Raw genomic sequence first — 13,210 nt, 5'->3', positions numbered from 1 at the left:
GCCGGATGGACATCTTTATGAAGAACAAAATTTTAAACCCAAAATTTGCCAACCGGGCGGCATTCACGCTTGTCGAGATGCTGGTTTCGGTGTCGCTGGTCTTGCTGATGATGACGATGTTTGCATCAGTCTTTCAGATGGCAACCAACAGCGTCAGTGTGCAACGTGCGATCAGCGAGAGCGATCAAAAGGTCCGCTCAGTGACTACGTTGATTCGCAGTGACTTCGACGCAATGACAATGCGTTACCCACTGGCCTATTATCCCAATGAAGATCAGGACTTGGGGCCGAAGGCTCTCGCCAACCGCGAAGGCTACCTGTACATCTCGACAAACGACACAGACTGCCGCTTCGACGACTTCATCCAGTTTACAGCGAAGGTCACACTCGGGTCGGGGGGCGGTACTGAAGACAACTTCTACGGCTTAGCACAATCTCTCAAGGATCGTCAGGCTGGAGACACCACGACCACTCCCGTCAATCTATACGCCAATCCCAACCAGCCGGAAGTTGACGACGGTAGTCTCGCGGCCGACTTCGCGTCCAGTTCGCCTTCCGCTCAGATTGCGTACTTTATTCGCAATGGAAATCTCTACCGACGAGTCGTCCTGATCCGCAGTCCTCGTCGCGTTGCGGGGGGTGACCTCGAACCTCAGCCGACGAGCGGTGCGAACAATGACTTGCTTGCTGGTGTGAATTCGGCCGGACCACCGGTTTACGACGGACGGTTCCTGCTGGGTTCCAGCGGACTCAATAATGACTTTCACCGATGGTTCGACTTTTCCGCCATCGCAGGTTTTAGCCCTGCTGGGAATCAGTCAGCCCAGTTCATCGGCGTAGACGCTTTAAGTAACAAGCTCACGACATCTGGTGCCGCGAATGCGTCACTCGGAAATCCTTTTTACCGATTCGGATTCAATCAGTTTACCGGACTTTCGCGAGAACATGACAACAATGTAACGCGAACCTTCATCGGTCGGCCAACGCATGCGGAAACGTCCAGTGTGAATTGGAACTGGCCTCAGATTCCATCCGTAGTTGAAGGGTCTACTGATAGTGACGCGACGTCGCTTTCCATTCTGGGCGGGTCAACCGGCGCAACCGGCAATGCAGATGGCTCTCGGGGACAGGGAGTGGGCGGCAATCCGTATGACCTGTTGAACACGCCATTGAGTATGCCAGCAGGGGTCGACCTTTTAAATGAATTTGACGACTCACCAGCGGGCACAATTGGTGACGGCGGACTGCGGAGGATGGAAGACCTTCTGCTCGCGAACGTTCACGAGTTTAAGATTGAGATATGGGATCAACGCACAAATCGATTTGTCGTGCCGGGGTATGGGTCGCTGGCGGACTCGGATCCTGCGCTGCCAAATCCACCGGTGATCGGAGACTACCACATTCGCAGAAATCTGCAGGCAAGCACTGCTTTAGGGCAGTTCACGTACGGCCCGCTGGCTCCTTATGACCCGTCGGCTACTGTGGAAGCAGATCGCCAACCACACGTTTTTGATACTTGGCACCCGGCTCCAGCGGCGCCTGGCTTTGCTGGCTTTCCTCCCGGAATTTTCGTCGATCCGGATCGTGACGGTGTTCCAGATGCCGTCGAGACTTCGCCACCGTACATTGGCTATGTTGTCTATCCACCGCGTAAGTCAGACGCACCACCCGGCCCATCGTCACCGTTTATGCCGCCACCAGCATTAAGTGCCACTCAGGCGGGACTAACCTATCAGGGATATTGGACACCGGGTAATTCGTACAACGTGGGCGATGTCGTTTTCGCAGTACCTGCTCAGTATGTCGCAAATGGAGTCGCTGGCTGGGACGCGGACGGCGATGGAGAATTTGCATGGGATGCGGACCAGGTTGTTCCGTTTGGGGCAACGCCGAATCAGGGCTTTCCGGATCAAGCATTCCAGATTGCGTATCGTTGTATTCGAGCAGGAGACAGCGGGCCCGTCCCTCCGACGTTTCCGTCTACACCCGGCAAGCGAGTGTCAGAAACAATATCGCCTGGACCTGTACCTGCGGTCTGGGAATCTATCGACAATCGCCGTCCCCTTCAGTCCATGCGGCTGACCATCAGATTCATGAATGAAACCAGCGGTGAACCGCGACAGCTCACATTACTGCTACCACTGGCAAGTCGGTAGCGGCAATCGATAAATCACATCTGTTGACGGCAACGTTCTGTTGCCAACTACCGGTCAAACATTCAGGAGCCGGAACAATGAAACGCTGCAAGCAAAACCAAACAAACACACGTCGAGGTTCGACGCTTGTGATTGTCATTGCCCTACTCGGGCTGCTGACATTTACGGGAATGGTGTTCTATACATTCGCGTCTCAGGAACTAGCGTCGGCCAATTACTTTTCCGAAGCGGCCAAGGCTCAGACCAGCGAACCCGCCAACGTATTTGATTGGGGGTTGCGCCATATTCTAGTCGGACCTAATGACAACGAAGTCAACAGCATCCTGTACAGCCCGACGCGCCGGCATAGTCTTGTTCGCAATCAATTTGGGAACGACCTCAGTCCGCATACTGGTCAGGGGCTACCGTTCCCGATCTACAATGCTGGTGTACCAGAACTCCCGGGTGGCATACCATCGAACGCGGTCGATTTCATGCTCGACATGGTCGATAGCCCGATGGCTTGGGGACTCATGCCCAATCAGGATGCAGCCAACGCTGAGTTGTCCAATCTGTTCGAACGTCGCGGGGCACAACAAGGAATTCTGCCCTCGCCAGACGTCGACTACACCTATCCTGACCTCAATAATATGTTCCTCGCCTATCGTGGATACGCGATTCGGGACAATGCAGAAGATGTGAATAACAATGGTACTCTGGATGCGGGTGAAGACCGGAACGGCAACGGCGTATTGGACGTCCCGACGCCTCGCTATGAAGCCATACCAGTGACAATTCCTTCGTACTTTCGTCCTCAGTACATGAAGACGTCAGGAACTACACGGAACGGTTTCTACGTACCGACGGATCCCAATTGGGCCACAGAAGATCCGACGATCACCGCACTGGCAAAGCGTAGTTTCCGGCCTCACCCGTCACATTTGGTTCGTAACCAACAAACAAACGATGTCCTGCCGAGATATCTCACGGCGGCAGCTGCAGCCAGCAACGGTGTCGCAAGCGGAGGATTTCCATTCCTCCCAGGAAACGACGGCTCCAGTCAGGATGATCCTGCAATTCAGGGGGAACTTGGATTCTGGACGGGGTCGCATCCACGAGTCTACGAACTTGATGTAGATAACGATCAATTCTCTGAAGTCGATGCGAATGGAACGTCTTACACGACAAAAGAAGGCATCTGGATGGACCTGCATTTTCCTTTGCAGGAACACGTCGACAGTGGTGGCTTCACTCGGCTTTATGTCGTCTTGCACTCGTTTACCATTTACGACCTCGATTCGTTAATCAATGTGAATGTGCACGGCAACCTGAACAACATGACGCGTACGGGTAACGTGCCGGCGATCGTTAGTAGCGGTAGTTTCGGAGACCGCATGTTATCCGCCTCCCATCACGGTCTTGGTCCCCATGAAATCAACCCGACCTACGCGCTGCGTCGCGATACACGGCCGCCAGCAAGCGGTACGACGTTCGAATCTCAGATTCCTGCGGACGCTCGCAATGAGTTCACACAGCATTATGGGCGCGGACCGCTGTCGGCAATCGAACAAGCGAATATGGAGTTGTTTTGGCTGTTAACCGGTCGAGCAGATTATGACACCTCCGGTGCAATCGACGACATCATTCCCGGACGCTGGGGGGACGTGCAGAATCTGTACTTTGCGTTAACTGGAGCGAAGGAAGTCGGCGACTACCCTCGCCCTGGAAGAAGTGACAACAGCCGCAGAACAGTTAGTGCCGGTGGTGGTCCACGATTTGGTGGAGCAATAAATGGTGCCGGGCGAGCCGGGTACGATGACAACCAAAATGCCTACGAAGGCGAAGCCCTGCTCAATGCGGGACGCGTCCGCTCGTACGGAAAGCCCGTTGACTTTGGCGGTACTGGGCGAAACACCACGCACAACGTAACCGGCTTTGCTGGCGGCACTCCATTGGCAACACCCAATGGTGGCAATCCGTTGAATCCAATTATGAGCGTCGCCACAAATCCCGCATCGTGGCCACGCTATTTTAACTACAACATTGCCCGCGAGATGCCGACGACGTCTGGGGGGGGCGGAGCGATTCGGTACACGCCTCGCTATATCTTTGGCGTGGACCAAACTTTCAACAATGGTGTTCCTGCGAGTGACGATCTGATCGTCAATCCCTTCTTCGACATGCTGTTCGAAGATCCGCTGGAGACGATCTTTTATTCAGAGCTGGCCCAACGGCCCGCTGACAACGTCTTTGGCCCGCAGGATATGTTTGAATTGCACATGACGGCTTTGGACATTGCCAACTCGCAGGAAACCCCCAGCGACCGGATGTCTCAGGTTGCTCCCTGGGCGTTCGATGCCAGCAGCCAAAATCGCGAGCTTATTACCACGTACAGCAACAGCTTTCGCTACGTGCCTTTCTCTCATCCTTTCGGTAACGACGGACGACCAGGCAAACGAGGACTTGACGACGACGGTGATGGCACTGTCGACGAACCGGACGAAGTGCTGGCAGGCGGGTACAGAGACAGCGACCGTATTTCACGTTGGTGGGAATTTTCCGCTGATACTGACGGCGCAGACAGGGACAATGATGGGTTTCCGGACGGAGACGGCAACGCCGAATTTCCACCCGCCTTTGGTACGACAAACCTTAACGGTCGACCGTACAGCCGCAGCGACCCTTTCCGACCGCAAACACGGCGTGCCGTTACCGTGGAAGCAGGGGATACAACGGATTTGTTCGGGCAGCTTCCTATTAGTATTAACCACGTGCTGGATGTTGACCGCGTATGGGATCAGCTTGGTCCCGATGGAATTGCGAACAGCGGAGATGAAACGAGTAAAGCACCGCCGGAAGGAACGCCTGAATTCCTTTCCTATATGCAACGGTCGGGGCTACGTTTTCGCCCTTTAACAGAGCACCCTGACGAAGAAGAAACGGGAGTCCGCGCGGAGACTGTGGCATATACGCTTGAGCTTGCATCGGATTCGGATCCCAACACGTTTACCTATGCGACTAACGTTAGGTTCCCCCCACAGACACCTGCTCAACGAGAGTTTTGGGCGCGTCGCGACCGGCAACAGCTTGCTCGCGACATCTATGTGTTGCTGTACACGCTTGGCGGGGCTCGAAATGACGCTGCTGGAGTTGTTAAGAATTATCTCGGGATTAACGATCCGGCGCTCGTTCCGGATGCATTAGACCCGATGGTCCCTGGAAATCCACATCCGGAGGCTCTCTACACGCACGATCAACTTCGACGTATGGCGCAGTTCGCCGTTAATTTGGTCGACTCATTGGACACTGACAACGTCGTCACCAAATTCGAGTATGACAAAAATCTCAGCAATGGATGGAATCTGGATGACGATCCCTACACCGCTGATTTTCCATCTGCGGTACTAGCTGGATCAGTCCCAAGTCCAAACTCCCTACCAGTGGCTGACTACAACCTTGTGACCAGCGGCGGACTTAGCCCGGAAGACAGTGGTGTGCCAGATGTTGGAGATATTGATGGCGACGGCAACACAACGGAAATTGTGAGTTACGATCGAGGGGTTGTATATGGTGTGGAAGCCCAGCAACTCGCCTTCGACGAAGTCTTCGCCGTCCGGTCACCGGAACTAACGATGGATCATCCAGCAACCCCATACAACGATGAGGACGTGTCCGGGACCATTGATGCACACGATTTCCTTCAGATTGAAATTACGAACGTTCAGCCGCTGAATGTCAGCCTGGGAGCTGATGCGACAACGAAAGATAATTGCGTTTGGCGTATTGCTCGATTTGATCGAAACAACGGAGCGGACGCGCCGATCGCGGCCCCCAACGATTTTGATCGCGCGATCGTCCTGTTGCAGGATGCCCTGGCCGGAGGCTTCGTGCCACCAGGCGGGTCATTGACAATAAGTACCGGAAGTCCTGAGTTGACCAGCAGTGGCGGCGTAGAACTCGACATGAGCGAGTTCTACGTTGATTACAACAGTCCCAACATGTATGCCAGTGAGGATGTCTTTGAACGGATCGCCCCCGATGTCGATGCCGCGACGAATGACATTACTACAGCAACACGCGAGTGCGATATCGATCTTCATCACACAAACCACTTGTCGACCGGGTTTGTGGCTCGCGTGCTTGAAGATGATAGCAGCATCACTGGAGACGGCACTGTGACCAGCACTAAAGGTAAGTTTCTCGAAACACTGAGTACTTACGCTGGCTGCGACACATTTGTCAACAATGTTCCTCCTCCTTCTTCTGCCTTTCCCGCTGGGCGTTTTGCCAGTAGTGGTGATGTTGGATTCGACTTGGTCCTACAGCGTCGAGTCAATCCAAATATGCCGTCACTTAGCCAGACCGCAAATCCATGGGTGAACGTAGATCGCATTCGCGTCACGTTTACGCCATTCGGGATTACGTTGGCGATGACGGACCCGTTGGATATTCAGAACGAACTGCTCAACCTGCGTAGCAATGAAAGGAACCAGCCGTTGAATGCTGAGAGTGAGACGACCTATCCAAACACAGCAAAGGCAAATCATCGCTACAACTCTATAACGAACGCGAACAGCAACGCACTGCCGCAGTGGAATCTATATCAGCCTCATTTCGATCGAGATTTTGTGTCCAATTCGGAATTGCTAAATCTCCCAGTCTACGGCCCAGAGCTCGTAACACAGCGACTGGATTGGTCGCGACTCCCACCATTTGCACAGGGACAAGGCGCTGCTGCCAACAATGCACTAATTTCCAGCGCTTCTGCAATGTTCCTGCAGCCGGACTTCACCGATGTTACGCCCGGGACGGCCCCCAACAGCGACTTATTCCTGGATCAGGCCAATGACAATCGCTGGTACCGAATCCTGCAGTTCGTGGAAGTACCTTCACGCGTTCATCGCATGCTGGGCAACTATCTTGCTCAGAACCGTGTTCCGGGAAAACTCAATCTGAATATGCTCCGACATCGTGAGGTTTTCGCAGGGCTTATTGACGACCCGTTTCTTATGGACGTCGCTGCCGACGCAAATGCGACGCCCTACTACACTGGTGCTGGCACCGATCCTGGCAATGAGTTTAACGACGGCAACTTCACTCACCCGGCAGGAGCGCCTACTGGACGAGATCGATGGCATGAATTCGTAAACGATCGAGATGGCATAGTTCGCACCTACGACCCGGGTTCGACAAATTCGGTTGACGGTGCTGCGAGGGTGTGGGCACCGGGCCTGCCCGGTAGCCAGCCATATCGTGCCGCGACAATCGATGGCGGTTTTGAGTCGACAATCTGGAGACGACTCGAGAATGACCGTGCTGACGGAAATCCCGCATCGAATCGTAACTGGGCTGAGATTGGAACAGCCGCACAACACATCACTCCGCCAGCGTCTTCCACGACAGTTGAGCGTCATCAGTTGCTTTCGAAGATCGCCAACAACACAACAACCGTCAGTAACTCGTTTATTGTCTTTGCAACGGCTGGCTACTTCGAAGCGTATCAGGATCCGGCAACGGGATTAGTCCAAGTCGGTGGGGCATTCGATCTGGATGAAGACGGAACGACTGCTGACGACCACAAACGGGCGATCTTCCTGATCGACCGTTCTGAGGCCATCAATGCGTTTGATGCTGGAAGCGGAGATTTTGACTGGGAGAGCTTAGTCAAAGCGAGACTGGAAATTCAGTAGTTGCAAATATGGAATCGGTTTCGACGCCGTCTTTCGGTCTGCCATAAGCCCGGCTTTTATAAGAAGCCGGGCTTCTTTTTTGAAAGTAGTAACACTTATCGTGACTGAAGAGCCCCACGTTCCGTCCAACCAATCTGCTCAGCGACGGGCTCAAGCGTACGTCGTCCCCTTCGTCGTGTTCATGCTGTTTCTTGGCGTGCCGGATTTGTTGACGTCGGTTGGTTTGCTGCCGGACACCGCCGACGTTTCTCTGCAGCACACTGACACCGAATCCGGGCCTGCCTTTGACGCGAACTCAGACGAGCCCACACCAACCGCAGGCAGTCCGGGCCAGGCGTGGTATGTGAGCGAGCCGAAGCTGTGGTTGTTTCCGGTGCAAACGCTTGTGACCGCTGTATTGCTGGCGTGGTATTGGAAAGAGTACCAGTTTCGGCCTCACACAGGCTGGCTACTGGCCTCGGCCGCCGGAGTGCTGGGCATCGTGGTTTGGCTCGCGCCCGGGTTTCTGTTTCGATCACTTGAACTGTCGGAAGGCTGGTGGAAGTACGTCGGCTTCGCTGATCGATCTGACGGCTTCGATCCGTCGGCAGTATCGGCATACGGACCGGGCTGGTATTGGGCGACAGTGCTGTTCCGGTTCGCTCGACTGGTGCTGGTGGTGCCGCTGGTGGAAGAGATCTTCTGGCGAGGATTCCTGATGCGGTTTGTGGCCGACATGGACGGCGATTACTGGCAGGTTCCCTTCGGCACTTTTCATAAGCTAAGCCTTGTGGTCGTGACAGCTTTGTTTGTGCTGGCTCACGCTCCAGTCGACTATTTCGGAGCCACCTTCTACGGCCTGCTGGCGTACGGCGTGGCCGTGAAAACCAAAAGCCTGTCCGCGTGCGTGCTGATGCACGCCGTCGCCAATCTACTGCTGGGGCTGTACGTCATGTCGACTCAACAGTGGGGCTACTGGTAGGCGGGGCGGGGCGGGACGGCCCGCCAGCCGATTGGAGCTAACGCTCCGAATAGGACACGTCGTTCCCGTTGGGAGGTATTGTCGAAAGTTGTGTTCTTGAGTGAATGAGAAAGGTGGCGCATCCTGTTGGAACTTCTCCTCTCCAACGGCCCGAAGTGGGCAAAGGAATACGCTATGAGCAAGACTAAAACAGACCGAACCAAAGTGCCAGTGGGTCAAGCGCTCGATCCCGAAGTGATTTCCTTTCGGGCTCAGTTCGACGAGCGAAGTCCGCTCGACGAGATTGTCCGTGAGGGAGCCAGGCGGATGCTACAAACCGCAGTCGATGCCGAGGTGGATGCGTTCGTCGCCATGCATGCGGATCGGACTGACGAGCACGGCCGGCGACTGGTCGTCAAGAACGGAAGCCTTCCGGAGCGGGACATCCTCACCGGTGCCGGAGCGATTCCGGTCACTCAGGGGCGTGTCCGCGACAACGATCCTGATCGCGAAAAACGGGTGGCTTTCTCGCCAAGCGTGCTTCCGAGCTATCTGCGAAAAACGAAGGCCATTGAAGAACTCATCCCCTGGCTTTACCTCAAAGGAATTTCCACGGGTGACTTCAACGAGGCGTTGCAGTCGCTCGTCGGCGAGCGGGCCGCCGGGCTGAGTCCCAACGTGGTTTGCCGGCTCAAGGATCAGTGGTGCAGCGAATACGATGACTGGAGCAAGCGGGATCTATCGAACAAGCAGTACGTTTACATCTGGGCCGACGGCATTCACGCGAAGGTCCGACTGGAGGATGACGCCAATAAAAAGCAGTGTTTGCTGGTGCTGATGGGGGCTACGCCGGAAGGCCAGAAAGAATTGATCGCGGTGCTGGACGGTTACCGCGAGAGCGAGCAGAGCTGGTGCGAGTTACTGGTCGACTTGAAGCAACGTGGCCTGCAATTGTCACCGAAGGTTGCCGTTGGCGATGGTGCGCTTGGCTTCTGGGCCGCGATCCGCAAAGTATTCCCCGAGACTCGTGAACAACGCTGTTGGGTTCACAAGACGGCCAATGTTCTCAACAAGATGCCTAAGAGCGTTCAACCCAAAGCGAAAGGCGACCTGCACGAAATCTGGCAGGCAGAAACGAAGGACGATGCGAACAAAGCGTTCGATAAATTCATTGAAAAGTACGGTGCGAAGTATGCAGCGGCTTGCGATTGCCTGAAGAAGGACCGCGACGAGCTGCTGACGTTCTACGATTTCCCGGCCGAACACTGGAGCCACTTGCGGACAACCAACCCGATCGAATCCACCTTCGCGACGATCCGCCTTCGTCACCGCAAGACCAAAGGCAGCGGAACAAGACGGGCGAGCTTAGCGATGATGTTCAAGCTGGCTCAGTCAGCATCGAAGAAATGGAGACGACTCAACTGCCACGAAAAGATCACACTCGTCATCGAAGGACGTTCCTTCAAAGACGGAATCATGCAGGATGATATCGCCGCCTAAATCAAAAACCCAAAACACAACATTTGACAATTGCTCGCATTTGACGATAGCTTAACACGAATTCCAACAATCAGAAATTGCAGGGCTATCTGTTTGTTGTCGCCCAAACGATTGCGACCGGACCACATCATATTCATGCGTGGCAATCCCAGACACCTTGATCACGTCTTGGACGAGCTCAGCAGCGGTGGGGGAATTGAGATCAGGTTGCCGTAGAGGCACTCGTGGCGTAGCTGTCCATTTCCGCGTGGTGCGCAGCGTGAGGTGTGGTGTTCAGTTGGCGGGGACGAGTTTGGACAGTCGCGACTGACCGGGCGGCGCGGAGGTCAGGCCGACTTCAAGTTTCAGTCGATCAAACAGACTGAATCCATCCTGCTGCCACGTCATGACCTCGGCCACCACGGAACTGAGCGTTGGTGTTTTCAGATGGAGATTCAGCGATTCCAGGACGCTTGTAAGAATGCTGCGGCGACGGGCTCCCTTCGATGTTTTGCTCGTTCGACCTGTGCGACGGTCCATGGCCGCGCCGCGAAGACTGCGTTCCGCTTCGTTGTTCGTTGCTGGCGCGGCCGGGCTTGTCACAAAACAAAACAACTCCTCTTCCGTCATCAGCCGAATCAGTTCTGAGACCAGGTTGTCAAAATCCTTGCCGAAGTCGGCCGCCCGAACATCGGAATCCTCGGCGCAGTAACGCACCAGCAGAGCCGCCAGCGTGTTATCAAGTTCATCGACCTTCGCCGCACGACCGGCATCGCCAAGACGACCATCGGCGGCGTGGCGTTTGGCCGCGTAGAAAATTTCCAGCAGGCCGTCGAGCAGTCGCTGGTACTCTTCGTTGTCCGGCTTCAGCAGCGTCAGACGGATGGCCTTCCGCAGCAGGTGAGCCCAGCATTTCTGTGCGTGACTGAAACCTCGGTACACGGCCGCATCGTCCGAAACAAGCACGCCTCCAAACAATTCTTTCGACAGGATCTGAGCCAGTGTGTCGCCGTCTTTGCGGCATCCGAAGATCAGCACGCGCGCCTTCTCCGACAAAAAAGCCCACACGCTGTTGATACTCCAACTGGTTTCGTCTGCATGCACAATCGCACTGAACGCCATCAGGTCACACAGAGATTCGAATTCCTGTTCCCAACGCCGTGCCAGTTGATTCAACAGAGCGTCCGCCTGGGATTTGCCGAGCGGCAGATTCCAGAAGAATTCAATCAATGCACACGTCTTGTCGATCGACAGTCCCGTGATGGTCACAATGCGAGCCAGCGCGATATGAACTTCAATGCCGAATTCGGACCGCGGCCACACGCCCGGAATTTCGGATTTCTCGCCGTTGGGGCCGTGATAGATTTCATAGACGACCTGCACGGCTTGGCCGTTGATCACTCTCCAGACGAAACGTTCCCGAACGAAACGGCACTCTGCGACGTTGTAACCTTCCGGCAGAATGAGTTCGCGTCGTTCGGCGTTGTCCGCTTTCTGCTCGGTTGTGCGACGACCGCGACGCGCCGAGGATTGTTTTTTGCGACCTTTTCGGCGGCCCGTTTCAGCGCGGCGTCTCTCTTCCGCCGTCACCGAAAACGCCTCGTCGAGTCGCTCTGTGGGGTTCTTACCTTCGAGCTCTTCAATCCGATCACGCAGCCGCCGGTTCTCGTCCCGCAGCTCCGCAACCTCACGCTGCAGGCTAAGCACAAGCTGCTTCACTTCCACAGCGATGATCTGACTGACATCCGTGTCCATCCACCTGTCGTATCAAAATCTAACCGACAGAAAAAGACCAGTCTCCAAGCTGAAATGGACAGCTACACTCGTGGCAGAGTATTCGCACATCACCGATAGTTCCGACGCGATTCTGGATCTGATCTAGGCGGAGGTTTTGCTGTAGGAAGATCACGGTCTGCAGGCTCTGGAATCCGAGTACGCTGAGCGTTTTCCGGAACTCTGAGAAGGCATCACTCGGCAGTTTAAGCCTCGTCGGGCTTTGCAGCGTCCAAGCCCAACAATAGCAAGATCTTGACGGGCGACGGCTGAGGCAGACGTTCGTGGGGCAAGTCGGTTGCCCCTCAGCGATTGCAATGTGAGGGGCCAGAGCTCGAGAACGGTTGTACGACGACGAGTTTGCCACTCGCGATGAATGTGGAGCGGTAGACGAACGTATCGCTTCGTCACATTGCCCGTCCACGCGACTGGTGGCGTCTACCGATTTCGCGACCGTTTTGTCGCTATCTGGTTTGAGCTGGACGCTTACCGTATGGCCCACCTTCAAGCTTGAGAACAACGCTTCGCTGCCGTCGAGTGTATAGATGGTGTCGTCGTCCACAGTCACCGTCTGAACCTTCGAGTCCGCATCTTTTAACTCGAAGCTGTCATCAGTGAGCTTCGTGATGTCGCCCGACAATGAAACTTCAGTGATGGCGGCTGCCGCAGTCGCTTCACTCGGTGTGGCGGTCGTTCTTGTGCCTCCGCGTAGTGCGGTCATCATGCCGAACGCCGTCAGAATGATGATTCCGCTGGCCAGGGCGCTGGCCACAAGGCTGGCACGTACGCGTCGTTTGATTCTGGCATTCATGATGCTACTCCTTTTCTGAGTCTGTTAGCTGTACTCAGTGGGATGCATCTGTCGTGCCAAAGCGGCCGAGCCCAATGGTGTCTAATAGCTTTGCACGCTGTTTTCGCTGCCCAGCGACTGGCGAAATCCACCAGACACCGAAGCGCCCAAGCCAAAAACCGATCGGCCAGCGACCTTCCAGGCCGTTAAAAAACCGACTCAAATCATCCGCGTGGCTAGCAAACGATTCCGCCAGCCACGGCAGAAAGACAGGAGAAGGCGACAAATGTCGCCGACGACGAACGACGCCGGCTAATGCGGAACCGCAAGCGTCCCGAAGTGTTGTACCGACAGCCGGCAAGACGGTCTGTCCAGCGGTGCAGACTTTGCAAGCCGGTCGGTA

Annotated in this window: 6 protein-coding genes; 4 read left to right on the top strand and 2 right to left on the bottom strand. The window is 55.2% G+C overall.

Annotation, left to right across the window (positions count from 1 at the left end; genetic code table 11):
• Window positions 1–17 precede the first annotated feature (17 nt).
• From Fuma_RS12225 to Fuma_RS12210, 4 genes are all read left to right on the top strand, one after another.
• Window positions 18–2,156 carry a PulJ/GspJ family protein gene (locus Fuma_RS12225; protein WP_077024391.1) on the top strand — a complete coding sequence of 713 codons (2,139 nt, stop codon included), beginning with the start codon at window positions 18–20 and terminating at the stop codon, window positions 2,154–2,156.
• Between the two features lie 77 nt (window positions 2,157–2,233).
• Complete coding sequence (locus tag Fuma_RS12220) at window positions 2,234–7,825, top strand: hypothetical protein (protein ID WP_077024390.1); 5,592 nt, start codon at window positions 2,234–2,236, stop codon at window positions 7,823–7,825.
• Between the two features lie 100 nt (window positions 7,826–7,925).
• Window positions 7,926–8,786, top strand: coding sequence for a CAAX prenyl protease-related protein (locus tag Fuma_RS12215; RefSeq protein ID WP_077024389.1), 861 nt, complete (start codon window positions 7,926–7,928; stop codon window positions 8,784–8,786).
• A gap of 174 nt (window positions 8,787–8,960) precedes the next feature.
• Window positions 8,961–10,265, top strand: a complete 1,305-nt coding sequence (locus tag Fuma_RS12210) for an IS256 family transposase (RefSeq protein WP_077022463.1) — start codon at window positions 8,961–8,963, stop codon at window positions 10,263–10,265.
• A 273-nt stretch (window positions 10,266–10,538) separates the two neighbouring features.
• Here the strand turns inward: Fuma_RS12210 and Fuma_RS12205 are convergent, their stop codons facing one another.
• Window positions 10,539–11,999, bottom strand: a complete 1,461-nt coding sequence (locus Fuma_RS12205; protein ID WP_077022387.1) for an IS66 family transposase — start codon at window positions 11,997–11,999, stop codon at window positions 10,539–10,541.
• Window positions 12,000–12,018: 19 nt separating this feature from the next.
• Window positions 12,019–12,828, bottom strand: a complete 810-nt coding sequence (locus tag Fuma_RS12200) for a DUF5666 domain-containing protein (protein WP_077024388.1) — start codon at window positions 12,826–12,828, stop codon at window positions 12,019–12,021.
• Window positions 12,829–13,210: the final 382 nt, after the last annotated feature.

Origin of the sequence: Fuerstiella marisgermanici, from assembly GCF_001983935.1 — a bacterium.
GTDB classification, from domain to species: domain Bacteria; phylum Planctomycetota; class Planctomycetia; order Planctomycetales; family Planctomycetaceae; genus Fuerstiella; species Fuerstiella marisgermanici.
This window is presented reverse-complemented; position numbering and strand designations above follow the sequence as displayed.

Coding starts and splice junctions, on each gene's coding strand:
- Fuma_RS12220 (WP_077024390.1), top strand. CDS start 2,234: ATGAAACGCTGCAAGCAAAACCAAACAAACACACGTCGAGGTTCGACG.
- Fuma_RS12210 (WP_077022463.1), top strand. CDS start 8,961: ATGAGCAAGACTAAAACAGACCGAACCAAAGTGCCAGTGGGTCAAGCG.
- Fuma_RS12200 (WP_077024388.1), bottom strand. CDS start 12,828: ATGAATGCCAGAATCAAACGACGCGTACGTGCCAGCCTTGTGGCCAGC.
- Fuma_RS12205 (WP_077022387.1), bottom strand. CDS start 11,999: ATGGACACGGATGTCAGTCAGATCATCGCTGTGGAAGTGAAGCAGCTT.
- Fuma_RS12225 (WP_077024391.1), top strand. CDS start 18: ATGAAGAACAAAATTTTAAACCCAAAATTTGCCAACCGGGCGGCATTC.